We start from the raw sequence: 16,639 nt of genomic DNA, 5'->3' as shown, positions 1-16,639 counted from the left end.
GATTGTTCAAGTGAAAAAGATTCCCGCAGGAAATAAATCCGGCGCCTCTTCCGCAATAAAAATACCGCAGCCTTTTGCGCTGCGGTATTTGCGTCATTATTATTCAGCTTTTTCTGCAGGAGCCGGAGGTTCAGCATTGTGAACGACTTTCAGCTTGCGGTAACGGGACATGCCTGTACCGGCAGGAATCAGCTTGCCGATGATGACGTTTTCCTTCAGACCGAGGAGTGGATCTTCCTTGCCCTTGATAGCGGCTTCGGTAAGAACGCGGGTCGTTTCCTGGAAGGATGCGGCGGAGAGGAAGGAGTCGGTAGCAAGAGCTGCCTTTGTCGTGCCGAGGAGCAGGTTGATGCCCTGGGACGGTTTCTTTCCTTCGTCTTCCAGACGTCCGTTCATGCCGCGGTATGCGACAATGTCGACGACTTCGCCCGGGAGCCAGCCAGAATCGCCCGGTTCGATGATCTTGATCTTACGGAGCATCTGGTGAGCGATGACTTCGATGTGCTTATCGTTGATTTCAACGCCCTGGCTGCGGTAAACCTTCTGGACTTCGTTGACGATGTAATCCTGAGTAGCCTGGACACCCAGTACTTCGAGGATATCGTGCGGGTTGATGTTGCCTTCGAAAAGACGTGTGCCAGCTTCGATGTGCTGTCCATCCTGGACAATGATCTTCTTGGCAACCGGGATCTTTTCGCTTTCGGACTGTTCATCGTTGGAGATCGTGATAATCTTGACGTTCGGGTTATCTTCAGCACTTGTAATGGATACAGTACCGCTGATCTTGGAGATGATAGCATTGCCCTTCGGCTTACGTGCTTCGAACAATTCTTCGACACGTGGAAGACCCTGTGTAATATCTTCTGCGGAAGCAACGCCGCCGGTATGGAATGTACGCATGGTCAGCTGTGTACCTGGTTCGCCGATGGACTGAGCGGCAATGATGCCGACAGCTTCGCCGATTTCTACGTGACGGCCTGTTGCCAGGTTTCTGCCGTAGCACTTAGCGCAGACGCCGTGTGCAGAGTGGCAGGTCAGCATAGAGCGGATCTTCAGTCTGTCATAGTACTTTTCAATTTCAGAAGCCTGTTCGTCAGTGATTTCCACATTCTTCTTAGCGATGATTTCGCCAGTCTGCGGGTTCACGACATCTTCCAGCGGGCAGCGTCCGGAGATGCGGTCTGCCAGAGATTCGATCAGGCGGTTGTTTTCTTCGATCTTCATGACTTCGACGCCTTCGCATTCATCCATGCGTACACGGATGACCGGAACGTCAGCGGCCAGAATCTTTTCAGCAGCATCAGCATCAATGACGGTGCCTGCTGTAAGAACAACATTTCCGCTGCGGTCAAGAGCGTCTTCTTCAAGAGCCTTGCCTGCGAAATGAACGGTCAGGTGATGACGCATAGCGTAATCATATTCCTTGACAGCTTCAGCGGTGCCGAGGTCGAATGTCTTCGTTTCCGGTTCAGCATCAGCGCTTGGAATAACGACAGTGACGGATTCAACCAGATGGCGGTTCAGGAGGGTGACATCGTCAGCATCGAGGGTCTTGCCCTTGACGAGGAGGATTTCACCGCTTCTGCGGTCGATGATGTCTTCATCGAGTACGGATCCGAGGAGTGTCGGTTTCAGGCCGAGAATGGTGTTCTTTACATCCGGACGGGATGCAAGGATGCCTTCTTCACGGTCGAAGTTCAGTACCTGTACGTCGCAGTCTTCTTCGCGGACGATGACGTCCTGGGAGACATCGACGAGACGGCGGGTCAAGTAACCGGAGTCTGCTGTACGCAGTGCGGTATCGGCCAGACCCTTGCGGGCGCCGTGGGAAGATGTGAAGTAATCCAGTACGGTCAGACCTTCACGGAAGTTTGCCTTAACTGGCAGTTCAACGGTCTTACCGGATGTATCGGCGATCAGGCCGCGCATGCCGGCCAGCTGTCTGATCTGGTTGTCGTTACCACGGGCGCCGGACTGTGCCATCATGGTCAGCGGGTTGAACTTTCTCATGGAGCTCTTCATAGCAGCGCCGACTTCGTCGGTCTTTGCACTCCAGATTTCGACGACTCTTCTGTATCTTTCGTCGTCGGTCATGAGGCCGCGTCTGAAGTATCTCTTGATCTGTTCTACCTTTTCATCGCCGTCTTCGAGGATTCCATCCTTTTCAGGCGGAACGGCTACGTCGTAGATGCCGATGGAAATACCGGATACGAGAGCGTAATGGAAGCCGAGGGACTTGACGGAGTCAAGCAGATCGCCGGTTGCCTTGAAGCCGAGCTTCTTGAAGCAGTCGTTGACGAGCTTGCCCATCTGCTTCTTGCCGATGGTGACGCCGAGGCCGTTGTTGACAACTTCGGTGACATTGCCGTTTTCGTCGACTCTCTTTTCATGACGCTTGTAGAAATAACGGAGTTCTCTCGGGATCGCATAGTTGAAAATCAGGCGGCCCGGGGTAGAAATGACAAGATCGGAATCATCATCGTTGAATCCGTCCGGACGGTCTTCCTTCGGGATGTGAACTTTGATGAAATCATGGATACGGATTTCGTGCAGTGCATAAGCCAGCATGACTTCGTCATAACCAGTGTAAGCATGCAGATGGGAGGTATCCATCTCATCTTCAGCCTTCTTCCATTCCTTGGCAGGATCGAAGGAAGCATCCGGATGAGCAGCTTTTTCTTCCGGCGTGAAGTCGACTTTGTTGTCAGCTGCTGTTTCCACGATGGTCAGGTAATAGGATCCGAGGATCATATCCTGAGAAGGAATAGCAACCGGCTTGCCGTCTTTTGTCGAAAGGATGTTATTGATGGAAAGCATCAGCGTTCTTGCTTCGGCCTGCGCTTCTACGGACAGCGGCAGATGGCATGCCATCTGGTCACCGTCGAAGTCGGCGTTGTAGCCCGGACATACGAGCGGATGCAGTTTGATTGCACGGCCTTCCCAGAGGATCGGTTCAAATGCCTGGATACCGAGTCTGTGAAGTGTAGGAGCGCGGTTCAGGAGAACCGGGTGTTCCTTGATAACGTCGCCAAGGACATCCCAGACTTCAGGAGCGAGCTTGTCGACTTTCTTGCGGGCAGCTTTCAGGTTGATGACGATGCCTCTCTTGATCAGTTCATGCATGATGAACGGCTTGAAGAGTTCGATTGCCATTTCCTTCGGCAGACCGCACTGGTACATTTTCAGTTCAGGACCTACGACGATAACGGAACGACCGGAATAGTCGACACGTTTACCAAGCAGGTTCTGACGGAAACGGCCCTGTTTGCCCTTCAGCATATCGGAGAGGGATTTCAGCGGTCTGTTTCCCGGGCCGGATACGGCTCTGCCGCGGCGGCCGTTATCGATCAGCGCATCGACTGCTTCCTGCAGCATACGCTTTTCGTTTCTGATGATGATTTCCGGAGCACCGAGTTCCAGAAGTCTCTTCAGACGGTTGTTTCTGTTGATGACTCTGCGGTAGAGATCATTCAGGTCGGAGGTAGCGAAACGGCCGCCATCGAGCTGAACCATCGGGCGCAGATCCGGAGGAATGACCGGAAGAACGGTCAGGATCATCCATTCAGGCTTGTTGCCGGAATGAAGGAATGCTTCGACTTCTTCCAGACGGCGGATGCATTTTACCTTGCGCTGGCCGCTGCCTTCTTCGATTTCCTTCTTCAGGGCTTTTTCGAGAGCCGGCAGATCCAGTTCCTTCAGAAGGTACTGGATAGCTTCAGCGCCCATCTGAGCCTTGAAGGAGCCTTTGCCGTAAGTAGCAACGGCAGTCTGGTATTCAGTTTCGTTCAGGACCTGTTTCTTGGAGAGGTTGGTGTCTCCCGGATCCAGGACGATGTAAGCTGCGAAATAGAGAACTCTTTCCAGCTGACGCGGAGCGATTTCAAGGATCAATCCGATACGGGACGGGGTACCCTTGAAATACCAGATATGAGAAACGGGGCATGCCAGGGCAATGTGGCCCATTCTTTCACGGCGAACCTTGGAGCTCGTTACTTCGACACCGCACTTGTCGCAGATGGTGCCTTTATAACGCATCTTCTTATATTTGCCGCATTTGCATTCCCAATCCTTTGTCGGTCCGAAAATTTTCTCGCAGAAGAGACCATCGGTTTCAGCCTTCAGGGTTCTGTAGTTAATCGTTTCCGGTTTCGTTACTTCGCCGTGGGACCATTCGAGGATCTTTTCCGGAGAAGCGATGCCGATTTTCATGGAATCAAATTCGTTTACATCTAACAATTGTGTACCGCTCCTTTCCGGACTTATTCGTCACGGTCATCGTCGTGACCGGAATCGCCATTGAGTTCTTCTTCATTAAATCCTGCTTCTTCATAAGCGGGAGCTGTGACTTCAGCTTCAAGGGCATCGTTGAAGGATGCTACATCATCATGGAGGGATTCAGCCGGAGCGCCCGTCATGTAAGATTCCATGGCATTTCTGGATTCGGTGACAGCAGTGTCGCCTTCCATAGCTTCCTTGACTTCATCTCTGTGCCAGCGTTCTCCGCCGCCGTAACCCTGTTCCATATCTTCTTCGTCGAGTTCCTTCAGAACGACTTCGTCGCCATTTTCGTTCAGGATGCGGACATCCAGGCCGATGGACTGAAGTTCTTTCATGAGAACCTTGAAGGATTCCGGAACGCCCGGGCTCGGGATGTTTTCGCCCTTGAAGATCTTTTCATATGCCTTGACACGGCCGATGACATCATCGGACTTGACGGTCAGGATTTCCTGCAGTGTGTAAGCTGCGCCGTAAGCTTCGAGTGCCCAGACTTCCATTTCGCCGAAGCGCTGGCCGCCGAACTGAGCCTTGCCGCCCAGTGGCTGCTGGGTAACGAGGGAGTATGGACCAGTGGAACGAGCATGAATCTTGTCATCAACGAGGTGATGGAGCTTCAGCATGTATTTCCAGCCGATGGTGACCTGGTTGTCCAGTTTTTCACCGGTACGGCCGTCATAAAGATCAGTCTTTGCATTAGCCGGCAGGCCAGCTGCTTTCAGTGTTGCTGCGAGGTCTTCATCGCGGCAGCCGTCGAATACCGGGGTTGCGATATGGATACCGGATTCGGTCGGTTCAGGCATGCCATACTGATCGAAATCATATCCGCAGTCGCGCAGACGCTGTTCCATGATCTTGTACTGAGCCGGATCCTTCAGTGCTTCGTGAATTTCTTCGCCGAGCATGTGGCAGGCCCAGGACAGGTGGATTTCCAGAATCTGTCCGATGTTCATTCGGGATGGTACGCCTAGCGGGTTCAGAACCAGGTCGACAGGACGACCGTCTGGTGTGAACGGCATATCTTCGACTGGAAGAATTCTGGAGCATACGCACTTGTTGCCGTGACGGCCGGCCATCTTGTCGCCTTCACGGATCTTACGTTTCTGAGCAATGTATACGCGGACGAGCTTGTTGACGCCAGGAGCCAGTTCATCGCCGTTTTCACGGGTGAAGACTTTGACATCGACAACCTTGCCGAATTCACCATGCGGAACACGCAGGGATGTATCGCGGACTTCTCTTTCCTTGTCGCCGAAAATAGCGCGGAGGAGTCTTTCTTCAGGAGTCAGTTCGGTTTCGCCCTTCGGGGTGACCTTGCCGACCAGAATATCGCCAGGACGAACATCAGCACCGATCATGATGATGCCGTTTTCGTCGAGGTATTTGACAGCGTCTTCAGAAACAGAAGACAGCTGGCGGGTAATTTCTTCTGCGCCCAGCTTGGTGTCTCTTGCATCGCATTCGTATTCTTCAATATGGATGGAGGTGTAGAGATCGTCCTTGCAGAGACGTTCGGAGATCAGAACGGCGTCTTCGTGGTTGTACCCTTCCCAGGATACGAACGCAACGAGCACGTTGTGGCCGAGGGCCAGTTCGCCGCCGTCTGTTGCCATGCCGTCAGCCAGTGTGGAACCGACTTCAACACGGTCGCCCTTGAATACTACCGGACGCTGGTTGATGCAGGTGGACTGGTTGGAACGCATGAATTTAATGAGATCGTAGGTATCGAGCTCGCCATTGTCAGCGCGGACAATGATCTGACGACCGGTGACTCTTTCAACAGTGCCGCCTCTCTTGGCGAGGATGCAGACACCGGAGTCCTGGCCGGCTACCCATTCCATACCGGTTCCGACGAGCGGAGCTTCCGGACGGAGCAGCGGAACTGCCTGACGCTGCATGTTAGCACCCATCAGTGCGCGGTTCGTATCATCATGTTCGAGGAATGGAATCAGGGATGTGCCGATGGAAACGACCTGTTTCGGGGATACGTCCATCAAGTCGACTTCGTCTGGTTCAGCTTCGAGCACGTCAGCGCCGCGGCGGCTGGCTACGTTCTTATGAACGAAATAACCTTCTGCATCCAGCGGTTCACTGGCCTGCGCGATGATCTTGTCTTCTTCGATATCAGCGGTTACGTACTTGCATTCGTTCGTAACCTTTCCATCAACGATCTGACGGTACGGCGTTTCGATCAGGCCGTATTTATTGATGATCCCGTAGTTGGACAGCGAGGAAATCAGACCGATGTTCGGGCCTTCAGGCGTTTCTACCGGGCACATGCGTCCATAGTGGGAATAATGAACGTCGCGGACTTCGAACCCTGCGCGTTCACGGGACAGACCGCCAGGTCCCAATGCGGACAGACGGCGTTTATGAGTCAGTTCTGCCAGCGGGTTAGTCTGGTCCATGAACTGGGACAGCTGGGAACTTCCGAAGAATTCCTTGATAGCTGCAACAACAGGACGGATGTTGACAAGAGCCTGCGGGGTCATCTTGTCCTGATCCTGGGTGGTCATTCTTTCACGAACGACTCTTTCCATACGGGTCAGGCCGATGCGGAACTGGTTCTGCAGCAGTTCGCCTACGCAGCGTACGCGGCGGTTGCCGAGATGGTCGATATCATCGCTCTTGCCATAGCCCTGCATCATGTTCAGCAGGTAATCGATGCATGCGATGATGTCGCAGTTTTCCAGTGTACGGAAGTTATCTTCACGGTTGCCGGAAGAGCAGATCACCTTGACCGGTGTTCCGTCATCCTTCTGGGTCATGATTTCAACCTGGCCGTTGCCGTTGAATACTCCGCTTTCTTCAATTTTTGCGATAGCTTCATCATCAATGATGCTGTTTGCTTCAATGACGACTTCGCCGGTTTCCATGTTGACGATCGGGCCTTCAGTCTTGTGGCCGAGGAGACGGTTTCTCCAGGACAGCTTCTTGTTCAGCTTGTAACGGCCAACCTTAGCCAGATCATAGCGACGCGGGTCAAAGAAGAAATTGTGCAGCAGTGTAGCGCCGCTTTCTTCTGTTGCCGGTTCGCCCGGGCGAAGCTTGTGGTAAATTTCAATCAGAGCGGACTTTCTGTCCGTTGTGCTGTCTTTTTCCAGCGTCTTTTCGATGTGGATGTCGTGATCGAATAATTCAAGGATTTCTTCATTGGTGGAGTATCCGAGAACACGGATCAGGACAGTAACCGGCATCTTGCGGTTGCGGTCGATACGAACGGAAAGAGAACCAGACGGATCCGATTCAAGTTCAATCCAGGCACCGCGGTTCGGGATCAGCTGTGCGGAATAGATTTCCTTATCAAAGGCATCTCTTTCCTTCTTGTAGTAGACGCCCGGGGAACGGACGAGCTGGGAGACGATTACACGTTCCGCACCGTTGATGATAAACGTGCCCGTATCCGTCATGACTGGGAAATCCCCCATGAACAGATCATGTTCCTTCAATTCGCCGGTTTCTTTGTTTTCCAGACGGACCTTGACGTACAGAGGTGCAGAATAGTTCACATCTTTCGCCTTGCACTGCTCAATATTGTATTTGCCCTGACCTAAATAATAATCGCCGAAATGAAGTGCCCACTTGTGTGCACTATCCTCAATCGGGGAAATATCTGCAAATACATCTTTGAGACCCTCTCTGCAGAACCATTCATAGGACTTTGTCTGCAGATCGAGCAAATGTGGCATCTTCAGGACTTCCTGCGATCTGGCATAGGTGTATCTCTTCTTCTTGCCAACCTGCACAGGTCTGAACATCTTGCTTTTGGGCATTCCTCGCCTCACCCTTTCATTTCAAACACTCAATTCGCGCTTATTCGGAAAAATAAGCAAGGGCCACAGAAATTCATGTACCTTGCTATTCTCCTATAAGACTCTTGACTATTTACTATATACAAATAAGAACCGTTGCAAAGTTAAATTTTACTATAAAAGACATAAAATTGCAACCTTTCGATTCTTAAATAGTATCAAGAAAACTTGAATAATGAGCTTAAATTATTTTCTTTTATAAAAATGTTTTTTCTTGCTATTGAATTTATCTTTATGCTTAATTTTCTCTTGACAAATTCAATTTGAAATGTTCTAGCTCATTTTAGCATTCAAACTGTCAAAACGCAAGATACTATATTGACTTTGAACCGGCATTTCCAAAGAAAAATGATGGAGGAAATATAAAAAGACATCCCCTCTTTCAAAAGAGCTCATGCCCTCCTTTTTGGCATTATAAATAGTAAAAGATATAAGCGATGCGGATCCGTGTTCACTCTTCTGTCTTCACACCTTTCTTTTTCATTTCTATTCTTCACGGCGATTGCTTCCTTTATTCTTATATACTTATAGCCATAACAAAAAGGCTGCGAGATGCGTAATTGCATTTCACAGCCTTTTCACTTGAATGTTTATTCTTATTCAATAATCATGAGCAGATCGCCGGATTCGATTCTCTGGCCTGCTTTGACACGGATTTCGCTGATGATGCCGTCGATCGGAGCGGTGATGGTGGTTTCCATCTTCATGGCTTCGGTAACAACGATCGGGTCGCCTTTCTTGACGGAGGCGCCTTTTTCAACGAGGAGTTTGACGACGGAGCCGGAGAGGGTTGCGCCTACTTCGCCTGGAACATCCTTATCGGCTTTCTGGGAGGAAGCGCTTGCTTCTGCGACGTGCTTGTCGTGGATCTTGATTTCGCGCGGCATGCCGTTCAGTTCGAACTGGAGCTCGCGGTTGCCTTCTGCGTCCGGTTTTGTGATGTTGTTCAGACGGAGGAGCAGCATCTTGCCTTCTTCGACGTTGACGCAGATTTCTTCGCCCGGTTTCATGCCGAAGAAGAATGTCGGTGTGTCGAGGATGGAGAGGTCGCCGTACTTATGGTAACGTTCCATGTAGTCGGAGAATACTTTCGGGTAGATGCAGTAGGAGGATACGTCTTCTTCCCTGGTCGGGAGGCGTTTTTCCTTCATTTCGAATTTGACTTTTTCGAAGTCTACATCAGCCGGATGGCTTTCAAGGTGCGGTTTGGCTCTGCGAAGGATGATGTTCTGGAGTTTTTCCGGGAATCCGCCGTACGGAATGCCGAGCTTGCCGTCGAAGAAATCAACAACGGACTGCGGGAAATCGAGTGCTGCGCCCTTTTCATAGATGTCTTCTTCGGTCAGGTTGTTCTGAACCATGAAGAGTGTCATATCGCCGACAACTTTGGAGGACGGTGTAACTTTGATGATATCGCCGAAGAGCATGTTGACTCTTGCATACATGCGGCAGACTTCCGGCCAGCGTTCGCCGAGGCCTACAGCGGTTGCCTGCTGGCGCAGGTTGCTGAACTGTCCGCCAGGCATTTCATGCTGGTAGAGTGTGGTGTTCGGGCTGCACATCTTGGAATCGACGCCTGCATAGTACGGGCGTACTCCCTGCCAGTAACGATCGATGGTTTCGAGTGCATCGATATCCAGGTGCGGCTGGCGCGGGTTATCCTGCAGCGCATAGTACATGGATGTCATGGACGGCTGGCTTGTGCCGCCGGAAAGAGCGCCTGTTGCGACGTCGACGATATCTACGCCGGCATCGACGGCCTTTGCATAAGAGTAGAGCGTGCATCCGCCGCCTTCATGGCTGTGGAGGTGGATCGGAAGGTCTACTGCATCCTTCAGTGCGGAAATCAGGGCATAAGAAGCTTCCGGTTTGAGGAGGCCTGCCATATCTTTGATAGCAATGATGTTTGCGCCGGCTTTTTCCATTTCCTTGGCGAGATCCGTATAGTACTTCAGGGAGTACTTCTGACGGTTCGGATCCATGATATCGCCGGTGTAGCAGAAGCATGCTTCTGCGAGCTTGCCTTTCTTTCTGACTTCATCGATGGAGACGGTCATGTGGTTCAGTTGGTTCAGGCAGTCGAATACGCGGAATACGTCGACGCCTGCATCAGCAGCCTGGTCGATGAAGTGACGGACAACATTTTCCGGATAGTTCGTATATCCGACCGTGTTGGCGCCGCGTATCAGCATCTGGAAGAGAATGTTCGGAGCTGCTTCTCTCATCTGGCGCAGTCTGTCCCAAGGGCTTTCATCGAGGAAACGGTAAGCTACGTCGAATGTAGCGCCGCCCCAGTTTTCAAAGGAGAAAAGCTGCGGTACATGGACAGCGGTGTAATGGATGGCGTTCATGATATCATGCGTTCTTACGCGGGTAGCGAGCAGAGACTGGTGCGCATCTCTGTAGGTGGTATCCATGAACATGACTTCCTTGCGGTCCATGACCCATTTAGCGAATTTTTCCGGTCCCAGTTCATCAAGGAGCTGGCGGGTGCCCTTCGGTGCAGTTTCATGAGAAGCATCGAGCACCGGAACAGGAGCGAAGTCCGGTTTGTCCTGATGGCCTGCGCCTGCATAGCCATTGACCGTGATATCGCCGATGTAGGTCAGAAGTCTTGTGCCTCTGTCGGAAACGGTATCCGGTTCCTGCAGCAGCCATGGGTTTCTGTCGATGTAGTTGACGTCGCAGAGACCTTCCTGGAAATCGCGGGTACGGAGCATATTCTGCAGGAAGTAAATATTTGTCTTGACGCCTGAAATGCGGAATTCATCCAGGCAGCGGAGCATTTTGTGAATCGTGTCCTTTGCATGGAGGGAATGCGCGGTGACTTTTACGAGGAGGGAATCATAATACGGCGTAATGACTGCGCCTGTATATGCGGTGCCGGCATCGAGACGGATGCCCGGGCCGCCGCCGGAACGGTATGCAATGATCTTGCCTGTGTCCGGCATGAAGTTGTTCTGCGGATCTTCGGTCGTAATACGACACTGGATGGCAACGCCCTTGAACCAGATTTCACTCTGCTTGCCGATGCCGATTTCCGGACTTTCCAGAGAGTAGCCTTCTGCAATCAGGATCTGTGTCTTTACGATATCGACGTCCGTGATCATTTCAGTGACGGTATGTTCTACCTGTACACGCGGATTGACTTCGATGAAGTAGAAATGCTTTTCATCCTGGTCGACGAGGAATTCAACAGTGCCTGCATTGACATAATTGACATTCTTCATCAGTTTGACAGCTGCTTCATTGATCTTGTCGCGCAGGCTCTGCGGAAGAGACCATGCAGGAGCCATTTCAATGACCTTCTGATGACGGCGCTGGATGGAGCAGTCTCTTTCGAAAAGATGAACGACATGGCCGTGTTCATCACCAAGAATCTGGACTTCGATGTGCTTCGGGTTCATGATGCATTTTTCTACATAGACTTCATCATCACCAAATGCCATCTTCGCTTCGGAACGAGCGCGGTTGTACGCTTCTTCCAGATCTTCCATCCTGTCGACATTACGCATGCCGCGTCCGCCGCCGCCATTGACAGCTTTGATCATGACAGGCAGACCGTACTTCTCAGCAAATTCCTTGACTTCAGAGAAATCATGGACAGCGCCCTTGGTACCCGGAATCATCGGGATGCCTGCTTTTTCAGCCTGGATGCGGGCATTGACCTTGTCGCCGAACATGATGAGGTGTTCTACGTGCGGTCCGATGAATGTAATGCCTTCTTCTTCGCAGCGCTGAGCCAGTTTCGCATTTTCAGCAAGGAAGCCGTAGCCCGGATGGACAGCATCTACATTGTGTTCCTTGCAGATACGGATGATATCTTCAATATCCAGGTAAGCATCGACCGGCTTATCGCCAGCGCCTACCAGGTATGCTTCATCAGCGCGGTTTCTGTGCAGGGACAGAATATCTTCCTTGGAATAAATGGCTACCGTGCGGATGCCAAGTTCCCTGCAGGCTCGGAACGCTCGAATGGCGATTTCGCCTCTGTTTGCTACCAATACTTTGCGTATATGTTTCATAGAGTCCTCCCTCGTGATCAACAAAAGGCAGAGCCGTCCATTCCTCCGGACGGCCTGCTGTGCACCGGTTGATCTTTCACTCCTCTTGTGCACGGCTTATGTTCACATTTTACCCACTCAAAACGCTAAATTCAATAGCCTGTGATAAATTGGTATTAATTTCCATTTTAATAAATAATATATATGAAAATAATATTTAGTGTTCAATATGAATTGATGCATTTTTATGGATATGCATTTATGGATTGCGTGATTCATAAGTTACAATAAATCGTTTCAACCTTTTGAGGCGGTTTTACAAGACATCTTATCCTGATTTATCCATTGCCCTCCTCCCTCATTCACATTATTTTCTAATAAATAATAACTTTCGTGTTGAAAATTTGTCAACTTATGCGTTTTTTATTGTACTTCATAAAAATAACTAAAAACTTGTTCGAATTTTTTCAATTTTTCTATTACTATGTTGTAAAAAAGTATGCTACAATAAATTTAACAATATCAATACGCTCTAGAAGAGTGAAAGGAGATGTTTCCCTCATGGGTATGCTCAAAGAATTTAAGGAGTTCGCACTCCGCGGCAATGTAGTCGATATGGCTGTCGGCGTTGTTATTGGTGCCGCTTTCGGGAAAATCGTTTCGTCCTTGGTGACAAACGTGATTATGCCGCCAATCGGCTATCTTCTGGGAGGGATTGATTTCTCCAATCTCTTCATCCCGCTGAGCTCGATTCCGGTTTCCACCGCAGCAGAAGCAAAGGAACTTGGCGTTCCGGTCATCGCTTATGGCGAATTCATTAATTCCGTCATTGACTTCCTGATCGTTGCATTCGTTATTTTCCTCATCATCAAGCAGATGAATCACTTCTTCCCGAAGGCTCCGGCCAAGGAAGTCCGCAAGTGCCCGTTCTGCCGCGAAGCTATCGCTGACGATGCTACCCGCTGCCCGCACTGCACCGCTGTCATTGATGATGCAGCAGCTGCAAAATAATTGAAACATTGAAACCGCCCAGGCCAGGGCGGTTTTTTCCTGCAGTTCATACAATCAATACAATAAAAAAAGATGATCCACTTCCAGAGATCATCTTTTTTTATTGCCGCATCCTCCGTCCCCCCACTTGACTTATCGTAAAAAATCACTCCTCCAATTGATTTTTTGATAAGTACTAAAACTTTTTAGTCATACAAAACATATAATTTGTAGACAAAGCCTAGTTTTCCATTTATAGTATATAAAGAGAAAAAGTACTTAGGTAGTATACCTTAGTATACACTTTTAGAATAGAGCACGATTGCTCTCTCAATGAATGACCAGACTTATGGCAAAAAGGAGGACTCATGGATACCTCTGAAGAAGTTCTAATCCTTGGCAGGCATATCCTTCATGCCTATATCGAGGACATGGATATAGAACCGCTCATAGACCATCTTGCACCCGATGTCGTCTGGCTTGGCGCCGGACGTGAAATGAATGCGGTCGGCCGGGACACCGTCGCCCGCATTTTCCGTCAGGGAAAAGACCAGCTGATTCCCTGCCACATGAGCGAAGAAAGGGAATTGATTTATCCTCTTGATGAAAAACTCTGGCTTGTCCAGATTTCTGCTCTTGAGGAAACAGACCCATCCTATAAAATGTACCTGCAGGCTTACCAGCGCTGCGCTTTTGTCTTCCGCAAAAATTCTGAAGGAAAATGGGAAATCGCTTATCTGAACCATTCTATTGCCTATGAAGCTGTCAAGGACAATGAACTTTTCGCAATCAGCAAAGGCATCAGAAATTTCAGGAAACTTCGCACGCCTGATATTTCTCTCTTTTCTTCCAAGGATAAGGATACCCTTTACCACCTGATTGAACAGACATCCCTCTCTCTCAAAGAAGGAGCAGGAAGTCTGCACGATTTTTTCCCTTTTCTCCAGATTCTCCAAGACGCAGGCTGAATTCATCTGCCAGAATGCAAAGACGATGAAGCGTCTTCTCGTCCACTGGGCAAGAAATCCGTTCATGGCTTACGAGCATTCCAAAGGAACGTACGCTTTCCATCCCGTCTTCCGCGAGTACCTGCAGGGAAAATTCAAGGCTGAATCCTGGCACTGGCAGAAGAACGCATACATGCGGGCAGCCAAATGGGAACTGCATGAAAAGAATTACGGCTATGCACTGACACTGGCGCTTAAGGGGAAAGCTTATCCCACGGCGCTCCGCATCATTTCAGAAGGCGGGCTTTCTGTCCTATACAAACATTCTCCGCAGGAACTTCGTCAAATTCTTCGCAATGCGACGCCTGTTGAAAGAGCAAGAAATTTCAATGCCTGCGCTCTCATCCTCTTGGCTATCAACCTGATCGCTTCGCAGCAGGATGCCCGCGAAGAAAGAGACATCCTGATGATCAATCTCCCGGCAGACTGGGAACCATCATCGGAAGAAAATGCACGCTTCCTCTTCCTGGAAGCTCTCGATTCCCTGCCTGATTCAGGTATGGTAGAAGCTGATCTTCGGAAACTCCTTTCCTTCTGCAAGGAAAATGAAGTGAAGCTGCCGCGCGACTACTTCCAGGGCATTTTCAGGGGCGTCGTGGGACAGCTTGGCTTTTATTACAGGAGGAGCGGCACACTTTTGGAAAATGTCCACACACTGCAGAGCATCTATGATATCTGCGGCCTTATCATCAAAGACTGCGACGGACGACTCTGGCACTCTTCCGCTGAAGCCGAACTGAACTATATGCAGGGAAATATTGATACAGCTGACGAAATCCTTCTTCATTTCCTCAAGTCTCCCTGGAATACCATCGATCGGCAGCAGCGCGCCATTATAGCCCTGTTCCTTTACCCGCGCGTTGCTCTCATCCGAAAAACAGCTTATGAATTCAAGGACTGGAAGAAGCTGTACAAGAAGCTCAAAGCTGCTATCTCTGATGACCTGACGAAAACATCCCTCGATATGGTTGCCATCCATATGTCATCGCTTCTGGAAGAACCGTCTCCCAAGCAGGAGCGCCTGATCGACACCATCAATGAGCTCCCTGAGTACAATGCCCTGCGGACGATGCGACAGTCTGTCCGTCACAGGCTGAATCTGAGCCTCAAGAAGTATAATCTGATCCTCCATACGACAGAAACGAAGGATCCCTATCCGTCAGCGAATGCTTCGCAGATGAGCCGCTGCTACGATGCCATTGCACGCATCGGTGCGCTCCAGTACTTCGGGAAAGCACAGGAAGCATCAGCGCTCCTGAAGTCCGCTCTGCATGAGTCCCTGCAGGACTACTTCATCATGCCTTTCATTGAACATTACAACATACTGAAGCCCCTGCTCCTTCCGCTCGCTTCTGATCCTGTCTACGCCCAATTCCTGCAGCAGGCAAGGAAAATGGCAATCACTCCGATCTCAGAAAAAGCACTGGAGGAGACGACGCTGACACCAAGAGAACAATTGATCATCAGCCGCGTCAGGGATGGCTGGACGAACAAGGAAATCGCCGATGAACTCACTACAATCAAGAAACATCTGACAGAGCTGTACAAGAAATTCCACGTCCACAGCAGGACGCAGCTCCTTCTTGAGATTGACAAATCGCAAAAATAAGATGATAATAGTCTATGAATTCCCCTTCCCAGCGGAATCCTGATACCTCCTCTGCCATGCACAGGAGGCGGACTTGAACGTAAAAGAGGCCATAGCAGAATGAAGAATCATTTTGCTATAGCCTCTTTTTTGATTGGATCTTCTGTTTTCAGGCATTGAAAAAACCTCCTGGCAGGAGGCTTTTCCGAGGTGTTGACTTGTTGAGAAAGAACGGCAACAATGAGTGAGGTCATCACGGCCTTGACGGCCTCTCTTTTGTTTACGTTATTATAATAGCGCCATTAACAATTATTGTCAAGTAATTTTGTGAAATAAAATAACAATCATTGACAATCAAGATAGCTAAAAAGCAGCGCCCGTAAGGACGCCGCTCTTCACCAGCAAAAATTATTCGATTTCTTCGAATTCATCCTTGCCTACACCGCACAGCGGGCAGACGAAGTCAGCCGGCAGGTCTTCGAATTTGGTTCCCGGAGCGATTCCATTGTCCGGATCACCTAAAGCTTCATCATAAATCCAGCCGCAAACTTTGCAAACGTATTTTTTCATTTTAAAAGCCTCCGTTCCTTAAACCCTTTCCTAAAAAACTTCCTGTTCCTATTATACCATAATCTCATTCTATATAAATCAATTTCGATAGAAAAAATTCGTATTCTTTTCTACTGCTTATGCAGAAATCCTTCGGAAAAGCCTGTCCTATTGACCTTTTTCACTCTCCTGATTTATAATAGAAAGCATATCATGCGAGCGTGGCGGAATTGGTAGACGCACAGGATTTAGGATCCTGCGCCCCGTGCATAAGGGTTCGAGTCCCTTCGCTCGCACCAGAATCCCTGCCTTCCGGCAGGGATTTTTTCACGGGCGAATTACAGACAAAAAAGGGGCTATGACAAAATGTGTAATCATTTTGGGGTTATAGGACAAAACGTGTTGGTAAAAATT

At 49.8% G+C, this 16,639-nt stretch carries 7 protein-coding genes and 1 tRNA gene; 4 read left to right on the top strand and 4 right to left on the bottom strand.

Features of this window, described 5'->3' with window-relative positions; translation table 11 throughout:
* Nucleotides 1-99: 99 nt before the first annotated feature.
* The 3 genes from rpoC to M3200_RS00330 form a co-directional block, all read right to left on the bottom strand.
* Nucleotides 100-4,236 carry a DNA-directed RNA polymerase subunit beta' gene (rpoC, locus tag M3200_RS00340; protein WP_022381550.1) on the bottom strand — a complete coding sequence of 1,379 codons (4,137 nt, stop codon included), beginning with the start codon at nt 4,234-4,236 and terminating at the stop codon, nt 100-102.
* A gap of 23 nt (nt 4,237-4,259) precedes the next feature.
* Nucleotides 4,260-8,033 carry a DNA-directed RNA polymerase subunit beta gene (rpoB, locus tag M3200_RS00335; protein WP_288178053.1) on the bottom strand — a complete coding sequence of 1,258 codons (3,774 nt, stop codon included), beginning with the start codon at nt 8,031-8,033 and terminating at the stop codon, nt 4,260-4,262.
* A gap of 650 nt (nt 8,034-8,683) precedes the next feature.
* Nucleotides 8,684-12,112, bottom strand: a complete 3,429-nt coding sequence (locus M3200_RS00330) for a pyruvate carboxylase (RefSeq protein ID WP_022381548.1) — start codon at nt 12,110-12,112, stop codon at nt 8,684-8,686.
* A 540-nt stretch (nt 12,113-12,652) separates the two neighbouring features.
* Here M3200_RS00330 and mscL point away from each other — a divergent pair.
* The 3 genes from mscL to M3200_RS00315 all read left to right on the top strand — a co-directional run bounded on the left by mscL (nt 12,653) and on the right by M3200_RS00315 (nt 15,697).
* Complete coding sequence (mscL, locus tag M3200_RS00325; protein WP_022381547.1) at nt 12,653-13,102, top strand: large conductance mechanosensitive channel protein MscL; 450 nt, start codon at nt 12,653-12,655, stop codon at nt 13,100-13,102.
* Between the two features lie 347 nt (nt 13,103-13,449).
* Nucleotides 13,450-14,049, top strand: a complete 600-nt coding sequence (locus tag M3200_RS00320) for a nuclear transport factor 2 family protein (RefSeq protein WP_022381546.1) — start codon at nt 13,450-13,452, stop codon at nt 14,047-14,049.
* Nucleotides 13,961-15,697: a helix-turn-helix transcriptional regulator gene (locus M3200_RS00315; RefSeq protein WP_502685328.1), complete on the top strand. Its 1,737-nt coding sequence runs from the start codon at nt 13,961-13,963 to the stop codon at nt 15,695-15,697. The genes M3200_RS00320 and M3200_RS00315 overlap by 89 nt, the downstream gene beginning before the upstream one ends.
* 387 nt (nt 15,698-16,084) lie before the next feature.
* Here M3200_RS00315 and rd read toward each other — a convergent pair whose 3' ends face one another.
* On the bottom strand, nt 16,085-16,246 hold the full coding sequence (rd, locus tag M3200_RS00310) for a rubredoxin (RefSeq protein ID WP_022381544.1): 162 nt from the start codon (nt 16,244-16,246) through the stop codon (nt 16,085-16,087).
* Between the two features lie 194 nt (nt 16,247-16,440).
* Between rd and M3200_RS00305 the strand changes: the two genes are divergently transcribed.
* Nucleotides 16,441-16,524 (top strand) — tRNA-Leu (locus tag M3200_RS00305).
* The last annotated feature ends 115 nt before the right edge of the window (nt 16,525-16,639 follow it).

This window comes from Dialister sp. CAG:357 (genome assembly GCF_000435155.1).
Lineage (GTDB): Bacteria > Bacillota > Negativicutes > Veillonellales > Dialisteraceae > Dialister > Dialister hominis.
This window is presented reverse-complemented; position numbering and strand designations above follow the sequence as displayed.

What these genes read in the sequence shown, in the direction of transcription:
- mscL (WP_022381547.1), top strand. Translation starts at nt 12,653, where the DNA reads ATGGGTATGCTCAAAGAATTTAAGGAGTTCGCACTCCGCGGCAATGTA.
- M3200_RS00320 (WP_022381546.1), top strand. Translation starts at nt 13,450, where the DNA reads ATGGATACCTCTGAAGAAGTTCTAATCCTTGGCAGGCATATCCTTCAT.
- rpoB (WP_288178053.1), bottom strand. Translation starts at nt 8,033, where the DNA reads ATGTTCAGACCTGTGCAGGTTGGCAAGAAGAAGAGATACACCTATGCC.
- M3200_RS00330 (WP_022381548.1), bottom strand. Translation starts at nt 12,112, where the DNA reads ATGAAACATATACGCAAAGTATTGGTAGCAAACAGAGGCGAAATCGCC.
- rd (WP_022381544.1), bottom strand. Translation starts at nt 16,246, where the DNA reads ATGAAAAAATACGTTTGCAAAGTTTGCGGCTGGATTTATGATGAAGCT.